General features: G+C 65.4%; 11 protein-coding genes. 6 read left to right on the forward strand and 5 right to left on the reverse strand.

The features are described 5' to 3' along the window. Window position 1: 1 nt before the first annotated feature. The 3 genes from FBF35_RS01660 to eccCa form a co-directional block, all read right to left on the reverse strand. Entirely contained in the window at window positions 2-559 is a 558-nt protein-coding gene (locus tag FBF35_RS01660; RefSeq protein WP_060566301.1) for a hypothetical protein, read from the reverse strand. A gap of 55 nt (window positions 560-614) precedes the next feature. Continuing rightward, on the reverse strand, window positions 615-1,157 hold the full coding sequence (locus FBF35_RS01665) for a hypothetical protein (protein ID WP_060566302.1): 543 nt from the start codon (window positions 1,155-1,157) through the stop codon (window positions 615-617). 65 nt (window positions 1,158-1,222) lie between these two features. Continuing rightward, the gene (gene eccCa / locus FBF35_RS01670; RefSeq protein ID WP_060566303.1) at window positions 1,223-5,269 is read right to left on the reverse strand and encodes a type VII secretion protein EccCa; all 4,047 of its coding nucleotides are present in this window, start codon (window positions 5,267-5,269) and stop codon (window positions 1,223-1,225) included. Between the two features lie 138 nt (window positions 5,270-5,407). Between eccCa and FBF35_RS01675 the strand changes: the two genes are divergently transcribed. Both FBF35_RS01675 and FBF35_RS01680 read left to right on the forward strand, forming a co-directional pair. Then, window positions 5,408-6,844 (forward strand): hypothetical protein, encoded by a 1,437-nt coding sequence (locus FBF35_RS01675; protein ID WP_060566304.1) that lies wholly within the window; start codon window positions 5,408-5,410, stop codon window positions 6,842-6,844. Then, window positions 6,844-8,304 (forward strand): FHA domain-containing protein, encoded by a 1,461-nt coding sequence (locus tag FBF35_RS01680; protein ID WP_060566305.1) that lies wholly within the window; start codon window positions 6,844-6,846, stop codon window positions 8,302-8,304. Before FBF35_RS01675 ends, FBF35_RS01680 begins: the two co-directional genes overlap by 1 nt. 234 nt (window positions 8,305-8,538) lie before the next feature. Here FBF35_RS01680 and FBF35_RS01685 read toward each other — a convergent pair whose 3' ends face one another. Both FBF35_RS01685 and FBF35_RS01690 read right to left on the reverse strand, forming a co-directional pair. After that, window positions 8,539-8,820 (reverse strand): WXG100 family type VII secretion target, encoded by a 282-nt coding sequence (locus FBF35_RS01685; protein WP_060566306.1) that lies wholly within the window; start codon window positions 8,818-8,820, stop codon window positions 8,539-8,541. Window positions 8,821-8,842: 22 nt separating this feature from the next. After that, window positions 8,843-9,148, reverse strand: a complete 306-nt coding sequence (locus tag FBF35_RS01690) for a WXG100 family type VII secretion target (protein ID WP_241772537.1) — start codon at window positions 9,146-9,148, stop codon at window positions 8,843-8,845. A gap of 195 nt (window positions 9,149-9,343) precedes the next feature. Here FBF35_RS01690 and FBF35_RS01695 point away from each other — a divergent pair, with 195 nt between their 5' ends. Genes FBF35_RS01695 through FBF35_RS01715 form a run of 4 tightly spaced genes read left to right on the forward strand, consistent with a single transcriptional unit; the run spans window position 9,344 to window position 14,762 of the window. Continuing rightward, the gene (locus FBF35_RS01695) at window positions 9,344-10,705 is read left to right on the forward strand and encodes an EsaB/YukD family protein (RefSeq protein WP_060566308.1); all 1,362 of its coding nucleotides are present in this window, start codon (window positions 9,344-9,346) and stop codon (window positions 10,703-10,705) included. A 3-nt stretch (window positions 10,706-10,708) separates the two neighbouring features. Beyond that, window positions 10,709-12,163: a type VII secretion protein EccB gene (locus FBF35_RS01700; protein ID WP_060566309.1), complete on the forward strand. Its 1,455-nt coding sequence runs from the start codon at window positions 10,709-10,711 to the stop codon at window positions 12,161-12,163. Next, complete coding sequence (locus FBF35_RS01710) at window positions 12,160-13,578, forward strand: S8 family serine peptidase (RefSeq protein ID WP_241772538.1); 1,419 nt, start codon at window positions 12,160-12,162, stop codon at window positions 13,576-13,578. Before FBF35_RS01700 ends, FBF35_RS01710 begins: the two co-directional genes overlap by 4 nt. Beyond that, window positions 13,575-14,762 carry a S8 family peptidase gene (locus tag FBF35_RS01715; protein WP_241772539.1) on the forward strand — a complete coding sequence of 396 codons (1,188 nt, stop codon included), beginning with the start codon at window positions 13,575-13,577 and terminating at the stop codon, window positions 14,760-14,762. Before FBF35_RS01710 ends, FBF35_RS01715 begins: the two co-directional genes overlap by 4 nt. The last annotated feature ends 29 nt before the right edge of the window (window positions 14,763-14,791 follow it).

Here is a 14,791-nt window from a genome sequence, read left to right on the forward strand (position 1 = left end):
CCTAGTATTCGCTTGGAGCCGAAGTGGCGGTTGAACCACTCGTGGATCCGGATGACGATCCACCGCTCGACGCGTGAGGAAGTCCGCCGTTCATGAGTAGTGATCCGCCTAGGGAACTTGCCACGGCACCAGCCGTGCTCGAGGCGGTGGACACGCCGAAAACCTTTGAGAACTTACCGATCGATGCCTTCAAAGCCACGGCAGCGTCGGACTTGGCGACACGGTCGAGAGCCTGATTAATTTTCTCAATCCGCGCCTTGTTTTCGTGCTCCGTTCCCGTGAAGCTCGACAGTGCCGCATTGATCTCGGCCTCGAACGTGCTGATCAGGGCCGCTTCGTTTTTCAGGAGCTCAGATACTGCGTTAAACATTTCGGTAGAGCTGTCCTGCACGGAACGTGGACCCGTCTCATGCCCCCAAAACATGCTCTTCTGAGCGGCCCCTAATGCAGAAGCCCCCTGAGCGGACTCCGTCATGGCATCAAAGCCCTTTACAACCTCAGTGGCTGCCGCTTCCTGCTTTGCGCTGTCAACAGAAACCGACTGGTACTGTCCGGCCATTTTTGCTCCTAATTGTCGATGGAAGATAAAAGAGCGCTGCAATGCGCCCGGTTGCTTACTTGGCGACCTTGAAGCGGCGGACCAGCGGCTTATCAGGCTGGTCGGAGCCCTCGATCTTCAGGGTCCACACGTAGGTCAGGTCAGAGCCCGAGCCCTCCACGTCCACGGTCCAGGACGAGTAGTACTCGCAGTTCTGCTCCACGCACAGGTCGTAGGTGTCATTGCCCAGTCGCCAGAAGTCGGTGGCCGACATCATCTGGTACATCGTGTCGTTCTTGTTAACCACGGTCTGGCCCTTGGGATCAAGCTTGAACTGCTGGGAAGCAATCATGCTGGGCTCCACGCCCACCAGCTGCGCGCCAACCATGTTGTTCAAGGCGACGGCCTTCTCGGCGATCTGCTTCTTCTGCGCGCCCGACGCGGACTGCATCTGCTGCACCAGCTGCTGCTTCTGCCCCTGGGGAATGTTGGGCAGCTTGCTGATATCGGTGGCCTTGGAGCCACCTCCCCCAGAGGGGGAGCAGCCCGACAGTACGACGGCAGCGAGCAGCACGGATGAGGCGACCGCACGTGCGCGACGGGACACGAGAGAGGACATATTTTTCTCCTACTTTCAGACTGGTCAATCATATGCGACGAACGGGTCGCCGTGTCAACAAACGGTCAGATTGATGCAGGTGGGGTGTTCGCCAGCTGGGCAGCGACCACGCCGAGCTCTCGGTGGACGACCTGCGCGCGGCCCGGAACGGCTCGCTTGGGCTTGACACCGTTGATGATTGCGCCCTCGCTGGGATTGCCGGACAGGAGGATGCCGGTGACCGCCAGGTCGTTCATCATCTGCAGGACCTTCTCGTAGGTCGCACGCGACGCGCCACCCATACGGCGGGTGATGATCACGTGCAGGCCGATGTCGGCGGCCTGGGGCAGCAGGTCGATGAACTCCATGAGCGGATTGCCCGACGTCGTCGCGACCAAGTCGTAGTCGTCGACCAGGATCCACACCTCGGGGCCCGACCACCAGCTGCGGTCGCGGATCTGCTCGGGAGTCACGTCCGAACCCGGCAGGCGCGTGCGCAGGAATGCTGCGAGCTCGCGCATCTGCTTCATGGCCTCGGAGTGGTTCGTCAGGTACCCCAGCTGGTAGTCCTTCGGAATCGCGCCCATGAGCGTGCGGCGCATGTCGATCGACATGATCTTTGCCTCGCCCGGCGTGTACAGGCGCGTGACCTCGGAAATGATCGAGCGCAGGAACGTCGTCTTGCCCGTCTTGCCGTCGCCGAACAGGTACAGGTGCGACTCCGCGCGGGTGTTGAACAGGAGCGGTCCGAGGCGGGACTCCTCCACGCCCAGGATCATGTCGCCACCGCCGCGCGGCAGGACCAGCGGCTCGGGGATCTGCGCGAGGATCTCGGGAACCGTGACGTTCTCGGGCAGCAGGCGCAGCTTCGGGCCCTCACCGTGGACCAGGGACTCGCGGATCTTCGCCACCGTGCGGGCAACACCCTGCGACACTGTCGATGGATCCGGATCGTCGTCGGCGCGCGGCAGGCCGATCATCATTTCGTGGCCCACCATGTCGATGCCTCGACCCGGGCGGCCCTTCGGAATACGGGCGGCGCCCTCGCGGTTAACGATCGACTCCTTCGGATTCGCCGTGTGCAGCTCCAGGCGCGAACCGAAGATGTCCTGCGCCTCCGAACGGATGTCCATCCAACGGGCGGCCGACACGATGAGGTGAACGCCCAGCGACAGGCCTCGGCTCATCATCGTCGTCACCGTGCGGTCCAGGCCATCGAACTCGCTGCGCAGCGCGCCCCAGCCGTCGATCACCAGGAACACGTCGCCGTAGCCGTCGTCGTACGTGCCCTCCAGGCGGCCGCGACGGTAGGTGTCCATCGAGTCGATGCCATGCGCGCGGAAGTAACGCTCGCGGTCATCCATGATCGCCGCGATCTCGGCGATCATACGCGTGCGCACCTCCTCGGTGTCGCGCGTCGCGATGCCCGCCACGTGCGGGGCGCCTGCAAAGCCGGCGAACGTACCGCCGCCGAAGTCCATGACGTAGAACTGGACTTCCTGCGGCGTGTAGGTCAGCGACAGGGCCTGCACGATCGTACGCAGTGCCGTCGACTTACCCGTCTGCGGGCCGCCGACCAGCGCGAAGTTACCGCCCGCGCCCGACAGGTCCAGGACGAGGGTCTCGCGACGCTGCTCGAGCGGCAGGTCGACCGTGCCCAGGGGCACGCGCAGGGGGCCGGACTCGCGCCACGCGCGCGACACGAAGCCGAGCTCCGGGTCCGGGCGCAGGTCGGGCATGAGGGTCGCGAAGGTATCCGGGATCTCCAGCGGCGGCAGCCACACCTGGTGCGCCGGGTAGCCCTTGCCCTTCATCTTCTCCACGGCGATGTCCATCTCGGACATGTCCGCCCACACCTCGTCGCCGGCCAGAACGACTTCCTGGTTCTGGTCGATCTCTTCCTCCTCGCCCAGGTCCTCGCGCGTGATGACGGGAGCGACCGTGAACGGCAGGATCTCGATCGGCGCGGTTGGAGCGCCGGCCGTCGAGGCCTCGGAAATCGACGCGAGCGTACGCGCCGGCGGGGGAGCGGCCACGTAGGACGCGCGGAAACGAACGAGGCCGTCGCCGCCCGCCTTCAGGAAGCCCGAACCGGGCAGCGGGGGCAGCTTCGCAGCGTCGGGAATACCCAGGACCTCGCGAGAGTCGTTCTCCGTGAAGGTCTTCAGAGCAATGCGGTACGACAGGTGCGACTCCAGGCCGCGCGCCTTACCCAGGTCCATCTTCTGCGAGGCGAGCAGCAGGTGCACCGACAGGGATCGGCCCAGACGACCGATCATGATGAAGACCTCGCCGAACTCCGGCTTGGCCACGAGCATTTCCGTGAACTCGTCCAGGACGATGAACAGGGCAGGCAGCGGCGGGAACTCGTGCTTGCCCGCGAGACGATCCGCCTCGTAGTCGGACACGTTCGCGTAGTTGCCCGCCTGGCGCAGCATCTCCTGGCGGCGCACCATTTCACCCTGCAGGGCGTCCTGCATACGGTCGACGAGGGAGAGCTCCGACTCCAGGTTCGAGATCATGGCCGACACGTGCGGCAGGTCCGCCATACCGGCGAAGGTAGCGCCACCCTTGAAGTCGACGAGAACCAGATTCAGCTGCTCCGGCGAGTGGGTGAGCGCCAGGGCCAGCACGAGGGTACGCAACACCTCGGACTTACCCGAACCGGTCGCGCCGATCAGCAGGCCGTGCGGACCCATACCCTGCTGGGCGGATTCTTTAATGTCCAGGACCACGGGGCGGCCCTCGGGCGTGACAGCGAAGGGAGCGGCGAGGCGTTCGCGGCCCTCGCGGCGTCGCCACTGCTTCTCCGGGTCGAAGTCTCGGATATCGCCGATGCCGACGAGCTCCATGAGGTCCATTTGGCGGGACTCGTCCGAACGGCCCACCGGCGTCTCCGCCTCTTCCAGGTTCTGCTGGGTGGCGAAGGGCGTCATGCGGCGGGCCACGGCCTCGGCCTGCACGGCGGTGAGGCGGTCGGCGAACGCCTGCTCGGGCAGGGAGTCCATGGTGACCACGTCGACCACGTCCGCGCCCTTGTGATCCGGGTTGGGGTGGATGACGAGGCGCAGCGCCGTGTGCGACTTCATGGGCGTCCACTCGCGGGCGCGGGACATGATCGTCACGCCGCGCACGCCCACCGCCGAACCGAAGGGGGAGTTGGGCGGGAACTCGGCCCCGTCCAACACGAGGAGGAGGTGGGGCCACTCGGGCATGTCGTCACCCGGGCGGTACGCGCCGCGCATCGCGATGTCGGGGCCGATCATCTCGGCGAGCTCGCGCGGGTCCGTCGAGATCATGCGGCCCGGCCCCACCGCGTCGCGCACGATGGAGGAGCGGGCCTGCGGCATCCACTTGACCCATTCCCAGTCGCCCAGTCGATCGGCCGAACACAGGACCGCGATCTTGAGCTTGGAGGGGTCGATGAAGCACGCCAGGTGCATCATGATGGCGCGCATTTCGTCGTAGGCGGTCTCGCCGTCGCCGACGACCTCGATGTGGCTGAAGTCACCCAGGTAGAGGAACTTGCCGACGTTGTCCGTGTGGTCATGGACGCCGATGAAGCGGTCCATGGCGGACAGACACACGACGTCCATCTCCGTCATCGGGTCGATCGGGGGACGCTCGAAAATGAGGCCGAGGGGCTGGGTGCCCGAGCCGTAACGGAACGTCAGCAGGTCGTACGTGTTGCCCTCGCGCGACCACAGGCGCGAACCATTCGCCGCCAGCGTCACGAGAGCGTCGGGGGAGGGGTAGACCCAGTTGTAGTAGGCGCGCTGCTTCTTCGCGACCTTGCGCACGGACTCGCGCGTCTCCGCCAGGTAGGAGAGGTATTCGCGGCGCTGCGTCTTGACCCGCGTGCGGTACTGGGAGAACTGACGGTAGATGTTGAAGCCGACCATGCCCAGCATGGCGACCAGCATGCCGCCGCCCATCATCAAGGAGCGCGTGTTGCCGTCGTTCTGCAAAGCCATGAAGACCATGACGCCCGTCGAACCGAGCATTGGGACGACCATCATCAGGACGTTACCGATCGATGCGGGCTCGGCCTTCTCCGGCGGCATCTGGATTGCCAGGGTGCCGGAGGGCTGCTCCGGAACCGCGACAGTCCGCCGTTTCTTGCGTGTAACCATCAGGTCTCCTCGCGCTGCGCGCGTACGTGTTCGATGCGACTGCACCCAGTGTAGCTGAGTGGACTTCCAAGTTTTAACCGACGGTTAGCCTCAGTGCATTACACTGGGCACTGTTGTTTCCCGACGATCGGAGGTTTCATGAGCGCCACCATGGTGTCCGTGACCGTTATCGACTCCGATGGTGCCTCTGATTTCGCCGCTCCTGAAGGGACCACGGTCGCCGGATTGTGCGCGATGCTGGCCATCGACTTGACCCTCCCTTCGGTCCGCGTTTCCTACGCCGATGGGCGTCCCCTCGACGGCGGCGCTGTCCTCGGGCGTGACCTGCCCGCAGGGTCGACGATCGCTGTGTCCAGTCGCGTCCTGTCCGCTCAGCAGGTCAACGAGGCCTCGGAACGTCAGGAGAACCAGTGGCTGTCCCCGGTCCTGGCCCTCCTCGGCTACTGCTTCATCGTGATCGGCGCGGTCAGCTCCCTGTGCCTCTTGCCGATGGTCGGCGATGCGGTCCTCATTGGGTTCGCTCACCCCGAGGACGGCCCGAAGTGGGCCGTCGAAGTCGTGAAGATCCCGATGTGGGCGCGGGGCGCGTGTGCCGCAGTGTGCTGCGCTGCTTCGATCCTCCCGCTTTTTGTGTCGCGCACGGTCCGTTCGAGGCCTGCCCTGTTGCTCCTGATGCCCGCGTTGGCCGGATATAGCGCGATCGGCTTCGTGTCGATGGCCGGCATCCACGCCCTGTCGGTCGCCCCCGTGATCGGAGTGTGGGTTGCCCTCGCGGTTTCGCTGGCAGTCGTGTCACTGACGACGACCCCCACCGCGTTCAGCGCGTTCTTCGCGTGGATTGGTGCCACGGCGCTCGTCACGATCGGCGCGTACCCGTTGTTGAGCCTCATCGACATCGCTCCGCTGGCTCTCCTCCTCGGGGTGTTCCTGTTCCTGATGGCGCCTCGTTTTGCGTTGCGCGTGCCCGACAGTCAGCTCATTGACTCCGCGTCGGTGCAGACGATCGCGTCGCGTATCCGTCAGCCTCCCGCGCAAAAGCCCAGCACGGTGACCGGCGGCCGGATGGCGGATGCCCTCGGGCACACGGATGCTCGGTACACGCTGCTGGTTGCCTCCTCGACGCTGTTTGTGCTGGTAGGCGGCATACCCCTGGCGTACACGGTGACTCCCGCGATCACGCTGGGCCGAGGCCTCGGCGGCTTCATCTTCGTCATCATGTCCATCCTGATTCTGTTGACGGCCCCGCGAGGGGTACGCACGCGCGCCGGGCAGGTCCTGCCTCGCATCGCTGCGGCGGGTGTCGGCTGTGCGTTCCTGTTTGGTACCTGGTCACAGTCCTTGGTGGTGGGGAAAGGAAAAAACACGCACTCGTTGTTCCCCCTGCTCCCGCTGGCGATTCTGCTCATCATCGCGATCGCGATGGTCCTGTGGATGACGCTGTATGTTCCCAAAGGACACGCCGCCCTCGCGGGCACGATCCTCGACTTCGTGCAGACCTTCTGCATCTTTACACTTCTCCCCGCGGCGGTCATCTCCTCGGGTCTCTTCGAGTTTGCTTGGAGGGCAGTCCTGTAATGGCTGATACTACGAAGACTCCTTTCGCCCATGCGCCCGCTTCGCGGCTCGTCGGCGCGTATCTCATCGACCTGCTGGTCCTCGGGGTCCTGCTTGGTGTGACGTGGTACGTGCACTTCACGGCGTGGACGATCGGAATGATCACTGCCGAGGCCGTGGTTGCCTCCGCGCTCATGCTCGGCGCGTCCGGCCGGACGCCGGGCATGGCCCTCATGCGCGTGTGCATGATCCGCGACGAGGAAGACGCGCAGACTCCGTCGCTCGGCGCGGCGCTGGGCTACACGGCCCTCGCTGTGCTCCTCCAGGTCACCGTCGTGGGCCTGCTCGCCTCGTATGCGATGGTCCACGATGGGCGTACGTGGCTGAGCGGCCCCACCCGTACCCGCTTTGTCGACCTGCGCAAGCATGCGGCGCTCGCGGCGGGCCCCGGTGAGGTCGAGCGCGCCGAGCGTCCGCACATGGCCCCCAGTGGTTTTGAGAGCGTGCATGAGGGGGTTGACCAGTGGAGCGCTCCCGCTGCGCCGTTGACGCCCGTGCCCTCCTCGGCGCCGGACTATTCCGCGCCCGGTCAGCGTGCGAACGACCCCTTTGGGACGGGTTACAGCGCTCCTGCGGTCCCGGCGGTCTCCCCGCTGCCTGCGGCCCCCGCCATGCCGGCGGCGCCCAGTGCGCCAGCCGTGCCCAGCACGCCTGCTGCGCCCGGACTGTCCGCTGCGCCTTCGGCTCCCGCTGTGCCCGCCGCGCGCGAGTCCAACGAGTTCGAGGCGCTCCTCGCGCCGCCACAGGGAACGCCGGACACCCACCGCCCCGCGCCCCAGCGCCCCGCGACACCGTCCGTGCCCGCGGTACCTCCGGTGCCCAGCGTGCCCGCCTCGTCGACGCCTGCCGCGCCCGCGCAGGTTCCCGCCCAGGCCAGCTGGGGAGCTCCCGCTCAGCAGGTGCCCCCTCAGCCCGGCCAGGCCTCGTACAACGCAGGAGGGCAGTATGCGGCCCCCGCATCGGGTGTGCCCGGACCTCCGCCGAGCCGCCGCGACGTGCAGGCTGCGCAGCGCTCCGGCACCTCCCAGTGGGGTGGGGCCGGCCAGTCCCAGTGGGGTGCACCCGCGACGCCGCCGCGCACGCAGCTCCTGTGGCTCATCTTCGACTCCGGGCAGCGCGAGCTCATCGACATGCCGGTGACTCTTGGGCGTGCACCCGCAGCCGTCGAGGGCTCGCGTGCGGTCGTCGTGCCCGACGCGACGATGTCGCTCTCGCGCACGCACATGCGCCTGGGGCCCACGGCCACCGGTGCCTGGATCGAAGACTCCTTCTCCGCGAACGGCACGCAGATTCGTACGCCCGATGGCCGCGTCATGGAACTGACGGGCGGACAGGCGGTCGAGGTGCCTGCCGGTACCGAGGTCATCATGGGAGACCGGAGGGCCACGATCGTCTACGCCGACGCTGACTCGGTGCACTGATTTCCTCGCCTGGCCGATCCTTCGAAGAGTCACCGCCGCCGTCCCGATAGGGGCGGCGGCGGTTTTGTAGGTGCTCGCTCCCACCCCGATTTAACCGAATGGGAAATTCTTGTGGATGGAGGCGGGGCAAAGCGGCAGTCGGTCGATTCCGGGTGTGGAATCGACCGACTGCGGCTACGGAAAAGGGCCGCCCCAATGGGGCGACCCCTCCCGTAGCGCTAGGCGCTCATGCTCTCAGAAGCGGGCAGCGTTGGACTGGTCCGTCGACTGGTAGTTGTCGCGAGCAGCATCAACGGCGGAGGAGGTGCGGGTCAGCACGTCCTTCAGGCCCTCAAGGCCCTGGTTCCACTGACGCTGAGCGGCGTCGTAGGCTTCCTGTGTCTTGCCTTCCCAATTCGAGCGCAGCCTGTTCAGCGTCTGCTCGAGGTCGTCGAGGCACTTCTGCAGGTTATCGGCACCGCCTTTGATGTCAGCGGCAGCGGCGTCAAGAGCGCCGTAACTTACCTGGAAATCCATGTCAGTCTCCTAATCTAATCTCTCACAGGCCGCCGAGCAGCTGGGAGAACGAGTTCTTGGTCTCGGACTCGTTGTCTGTCATCGACGAATCGGTGGCGCGCAGGTTATCAGCGAGATCCTGAAGAGCCTGGTTAACCTTTCTTACGTTCTCATCCCACTGATCCATCAGCGACTGGAACTGCACCGACGCCTCGCCCTGCCAGGAGCTGCCGATGGTCGACAGGTCGCCCTTAAGACGCGTGGTGTGGCCGTCGATGTCGTTCTTGGTGGACTCAACCGCTGCGAAGCCCTCCTTTAGGGCACCTTCTGCGGCCCTCTGGTCTGCCATGTGAACCTCCATTTGTATGAGTGGACTCTCTCGCCGGGATGCGTGAGAGCATGGGGACACATGAATACTAACCATGTTTTCATCGTTTTTTTCGATGTTACGGAAAAATCATGACAAAACCTGACCGAGAATCTAGACTTACAGGGTTGTGTCGTGTAGCCAAAAACCCCATCACGCGGCATTCGGGAGGACCCAATGGCATCGAAAACATCACGAGGAGTGGCGCTGATTCCGCTCACGATTACGTACGGCGTTGACCGTAGTGACGTGACGCTTCCGCAGTCGATCCCCCTGGTGGAGCTGCTCCCTGGAATGGTTGAAACGGTGGGCGCTTTCACTGATCAGCCAACGAATGACGGCTTCGCGGTGCGTACGGCCTCGGGTCGTCTGCTCGATCAATCCAAGTCCCTGTCCGCCCAGGGAGTGCGCGCCGGCGCGGCGCTCACGCTCGAGCCTCTGGGTGAGGGCGCTGCCGATATGGTCTATGACGACCTCACCGAAGCGGTCGGTCAAGTCGTCGAAAGGGTGTCCACTCCTTGGACACGTGAGGACGCTCGCACTCTTGCTGCACTCTCTGCGGCGGGCCTCGTCTTCGTCGCAGCCCTCCTCCTGGCCACCACTCCTCCGGACGCCCTCACCGCCCTCGATTCTCATTCCGTCACGAGGTACAACGTCATTGCCGGCGCAATCGGTATCGTCGCGGCGCTGCTCGTGACTGCGACGTCCGCCGTGATGACCCGGAAGTACCCGCAGGCGAGCGGCATCGCGCTGGCACACACCGTCCCCTTCCTGACGGCCGCATCGGCTCTGCGCCTGAGCCAGAGCCACTGGGACACCGCCGGCTGGGGGTGGACCGGCCTCGGCCTCCTGATCGGCTCCCTCGCCGTTCTCGCGCTGCCCAAGCGGTACAGAATCTCTATCGCGGCCCCTCTCGTCGTCGGTACGGTTTTGGCCGCGACCGGCCTCCTGGTTCGGCTCGGTCAGCTCTCTCAGGCGGGTATCTCCGCAATCCTCTTCGCCCTCGTGATTGTGCTTCTCCAGGTCGCGCCCTGGATCGCGCTGGCCCACATCCCCGTGCGCATCCTGGATGCGGACACGACTGAGCAGATTCCCGCGAAGGGCATCACCGACCAGGTCAGCACCTCCTTCGTGTTCGTCGTCGCTCTGCGCGCCGGCGGGGCAATCGCCGCTCTCTTCCTGGCCGTCGCCCTGATGACGGCACCCGAAACGCGGTCGATCTCCCTGCCGCTGACCCTCATCGTGCTCGGTGCGGTCTCCCTCGTTCTCCAGACGCGTTCCATCCGCGCTCGTGTTGAGGTGCTTCTCGGTGCTCTCACCGGCCTGATCGTGATTCTCGTGGCCACTGTGCTCGGCGCCTACGCGGACCCGAGGACCATGCCGTGGCTGACGCTGTCGGCAATCGCGACCGCCCTCGTCCTCGTCATCACGAACGTCGTCGGGCCTCGTGCACGCCCGCACCTGACGCGCATCGCCGACACGATCTCGGTGCTGTCGCTGTTTGTTCTGCTTCCCCTGGCCGTCTACCTGTGGAGCTGAGCCATGCCGTCGAGTAAAGACATCCTCGAAGCCCAGCGTTTTAATCGAAACCGCCTGATCACGGCCTTCACCTCCGGCACGCCCGACGGGCGCGAGGTCGACACGCCCTCGCCCGTGCGCCCCCTTATTTTCGGGCTCGTGGTCGCCGTTATTCTCAGCGTGGTGGGAATCGGCATGCGCGTTTTTGCGCCGAACCCGAAACTCGGGGAGGCGCAGTATCAGCTGGTTGACGTCAAGGGGACGGGTGCCCGCTATTTCTGGGCAAACGGCGTCCTCCATCCCATCGCGAACGTGACCACCGCTAGGCTCCTCAGCCCCGAATCGAAGCTGACGACCATCCAGGCATCAGCGTCGTCACTCGAGAACATTCCGCGCGGCGCCCAGATCGGCCTGCCCGACGTCCCCGATGACGTGCCAGTACCCGACATGCTGAGTAAGCAGTGGCTCTCCTGCGACATGGAGTCCGGATACCACACGTGGATCGCCAAGGAACTGCCTGTGGCGAATTTTCCGGTGAAGCAGGCGACATCCGCGCTCGTTCAGGCGACCGGCAGCGGAGACAAGTACTTCGTCGATCGGGAAAAAGGCAAGAAGTACTACATCGACTCCAGCGTAAGCCGCCTGGGTGACTGGGCGCTGTCCTTCCAGAACCTCACCAGCTACCCGATCACCGTCGAACCCGAGTGGCTCGACCTCTTCCCTTCGGGCACGCCTCTGCGCCCCTGGAGCTACAACGACATTGAGAACGCGGGGCAGCCGGCCAAGAACCTGCCCGGTGACTTGAAGAACGAGGGCATCACCATCGGAATGGTCCTCGACCAGGTCGACTCCACCGGTCAGGTCAAAAACTCCTACCTGGTGATCGACGACTCGAATCTGGTGGTCTTCAACTCGACTGCGGCGCGCCTGTATCAGGACGCCCCGCCCTCGAAGAAGTTCCCCACCGAGATGTTCAAGTACGTCGAGCCCGTCCAGGCCGTCTTCGTCGGTGACGATTGGCCTGCCGTCGAGGACTTTGAATCGCCCGAGTGGTTCAACGAGAGCCGCGACGCGGCCAGCCGGACGGTCCTGTGCGCCGCGATGGACACCACTGATCGCGCTAATCCGACGTTCGACCTGGTCACCATGCCTGAAAAGCGTGCGATCGAAGCGTCCTACGATGCGGAATCTCTACAGTCCCCGAAGGGGCCGTCGACGACGCGCAACGTCACTGTCGCGGGCGGATCTGGCGCCCTCCTTGCCCTCACGTCCGGCGGTGGTGGCGAGGCCGCGTCCTACGTCTTCATCTCCGATATGGGCTTCCGCCACTCCCTCGGCGATGTCCCCTCCGTCTCCATGAATGCCCTCGGCTGGAGCGCCTCTGAGGCCGCGTCGGTCCCGCGCGCGTGGGGCGAGCTCATCCCGCCGGGTTCCGAGATGTCGCCGAAGGCCGCCGCCACCTCAGTGGGGATCAAGTGAGCGCCCGCCGCACGCGTTCCCGCTTCCTGGGCCGAGGCCTCGTCGGGGCCTCGCTGATCGCTGGACTCGCGCTCGTGCCGATTGCCGCACCGGTTGTCTCGCCTGATGACTCCGGTGCGTTCGGTCCTGGCGTCGCTCACGCTGACCCGGTGCCGACCCCGAGCGTGCGTCCGACTCCGACTGCGACTCCCTCGTCGTCGGCGACGACGCCCGCGAGCGAGTCCGAGGGCGGCGAATGCTCGCAAAACTCGCCCTCGTACATCAAGCAAGCACCCGCCATCTTCGACGCCGTCGGGGTACGTCGAGCCTGGGAGGTCTCGCGAGGCCGTGGCGTCACGGTCGCGATCGTTGACTCGGGCGTCGCCGCTGGCAATCAGCACTTCCAGGGCCCGGACGGGTCCGTCGTGCTGCCCGGCATTGACCTGAGCGGTGAAAACACCGACGGGCGCGTCGACGTCGGCGAACACGGCACGGCCATCGCCGGTGCGATCGCCGCGCAGGAGCTGCCTAAGGAGATGGGATCCGGCCTCGTCGGCGTCGCCCCCGAGGCGAAGATCCTCCCGGTGCGCGTTGACACCGGGCTTCAGGACAATCGCCCGCACAAGGAAGGCGAAGAGACCTTCATGTCGAAGGTGGGCCGCGGGATCCAGTGGGCCGCCGACCATGGCGCGCAGATCATCGTCGTCGCACAGTCTGCTCCCGAGGGGGACCCCCAGCTGGAGGCAGCCATTAACGCCGTGCGCGGCCGGGCCCTCGTCGTGGCATCGACCGGCAACGTGTACCAGGGACAGGAAGCGAATCAGGTCGTCTACCCGGCCGCCTACCCGGGTGTGCTCGGCGTGACCGCCTCGAATGCTGACGGATCGGCCTCGGACCAGCAGGTGCACGGCGCGCACGTCAAGCTCGCTGTTCCCGCCGGCGTCATCCTCACGACCTGGTTCGATCAGGCCGACTGCCTCGTCGGCGGATACGAGGGGGACCAGCCCCTGCCGTCCTCGTCCTACGCGACCGCATACGCGGGCGGCTTCGCGGCCCTCGTGGCCTCGGCCTACCCCGATGAGGGGCCCGACATGTGGAAATACCGGCTCGAAGTGACCGCCCTGCGCGGCACGCCCGATCAACGCACCGACGCCCTCGGCTGGGGTGTCGTCGCTCCCTTCGACGCCCTCACCTTCACCGATATCGGCACCAGGTTCGGGCCGGAACACCCTAACGCCGCGGAACATCCCGCTCCCGCCCGACCGGCCGTGGCCTCGGCGGACTTGACCTCGCGCGATAACAACCTGACGATCCGCGCCTACATCGTGTCCGCGATCGCAGTCCTCGGGGCCTCGCTGATCGGAGGTCTCGTGATCCTCTCCCACCTGCGCGGTAGGCCCGCCGTGGTCGAAGACTCAGAAGAGGACTTGTCGTGACCACCTGGGTGTCGCGGCGCTGGGCAAAGAGCGTGGGCGTCCTCGCCAGCGCACTCGCGCTCAGCCTCGGCGCGAGCCTCACCCCCGTTGCGCCGGCTTACGCCGCCGACCCGCCGGTGACCGCTGACAAGCAGGACTACTACAAGTACTACAAGCTCAAGTCCATCCACGATCAGGGAATCACAGGCAAGGGCGTCACCATCGCGGTCCTGGACGGCGCCGTGAACCCGAACATTCCCGAACTCAGGGGCGCGAACATTCAGGATCGGATGCCCTGCGTCAAGGACTCGGCCCCAGAGAATGCGGCACACGGCACCACGGTCGCGCAGATCCTGGTCTCGCCCGAGTTTGGTGTTGCGCCGGACGCGACGCTCTACACCTATACACTCCCCCTTCATGGTGATGCGTCGAACTGCACGCTCTCCGGCTGGACGGGGGAAGCAGAAAACGACACGCCTCTCCTCATCGAGCAAGCGATCAACGACGGCGCCAACATCATCACCATCTCCAGTAACTTTGGCGATAATTCCATCGACCTTCGATGGGCCATGGCCAGGGCCATGGCCGCGGGAGTCATCGTCGTGGCCGCGATGGGCAACGAGACTACCGAGGACCCCGATGATGCGCTGGCTATCTGGACGGGAATCTGCGGCATCGGAGCAACGCTGCATGATGGCAGCCTGACGGAGTACACGAACTGGGGCAACGGGTTGTTGACGACCGCCCTGGGAACAGTCGTGACGCGTGACACCTCGACCGGTCGTGTCGAGGAAGCTGACGGAACGTCCTTTGCGACCCCGATTATCGCCGGCTTTTTGGCGCTCGGCTGGCAGCACTTCGACGAGGACGTGAGCGCAGGTCAGATGCTTCAAGCGCTGGCTGCAACGGGGAGAAGCGGAAACGAGTGGAACAAGTTCACCGGCTACGGCCCCGCCGACCCGATCGCGTTCCTCCGGTCAGACCCGTCGCAGTATACGGACGAGAATCCGTGCGTTCCGCAGGACAACAGGTCTTTGCCAACGAGGGATGATGTCATCGACTACATGGACGGCGTCGTCAACCCCATTCTGATTCGTAATGATGATGTCTACGTCTACCGCGGCGTGAACGAAGAGGCTGCCCTCAGCCGCGAACACGGCTACCCGACACACATCGGCACCAGCCCCCGGTACCACAGTCAGTGACGGGCCTCGGCTTTCCTGCGAGCCCGAGT

Source organism: Schaalia odontolytica (genome assembly GCF_005696695.1).
In the GTDB taxonomy this organism is placed as follows: domain Bacteria; phylum Actinomycetota; class Actinomycetes; order Actinomycetales; family Actinomycetaceae; genus Pauljensenia; species Pauljensenia odontolytica_C.

Excerpts from the sequence above, each read along its gene's own strand:
- FBF35_RS01660 (WP_060566301.1), bottom strand. The coding sequence starts at position 559 with ATGGCCGGACAGTACCAGTCGGTTTCTGTTGACAGCGCAAAGCAGGAA.
- FBF35_RS01700 (WP_060566309.1), top strand. The coding sequence starts at position 10,709 with ATGCCGTCGAGTAAAGACATCCTCGAAGCCCAGCGTTTTAATCGAAAC.
- FBF35_RS01680 (WP_060566305.1), top strand. The coding sequence starts at position 6,844 with ATGGCTGATACTACGAAGACTCCTTTCGCCCATGCGCCCGCTTCGCGG.
- FBF35_RS01690 (WP_241772537.1), bottom strand. The coding sequence starts at position 9,148 with ATGGCAGACCAGAGGGCCGCAGAAGGTGCCCTAAAGGAGGGCTTCGCA.
- FBF35_RS01685 (WP_060566306.1), bottom strand. The coding sequence starts at position 8,820 with ATGGATTTCCAGGTAAGTTACGGCGCTCTTGACGCCGCTGCCGCTGAC.
- eccCa (WP_060566303.1), bottom strand. The coding sequence starts at position 5,269 with ATGGTTACACGCAAGAAACGGCGGACTGTCGCGGTTCCGGAGCAGCCC.
- FBF35_RS01665 (WP_060566302.1), bottom strand. The coding sequence starts at position 1,157 with ATGTCCTCTCTCGTGTCCCGTCGCGCACGTGCGGTCGCCTCATCCGTG.
- FBF35_RS01675 (WP_060566304.1), top strand. The coding sequence starts at position 5,408 with ATGAGCGCCACCATGGTGTCCGTGACCGTTATCGACTCCGATGGTGCC.
- FBF35_RS01695 (WP_060566308.1), top strand. The coding sequence starts at position 9,344 with ATGGCATCGAAAACATCACGAGGAGTGGCGCTGATTCCGCTCACGATT.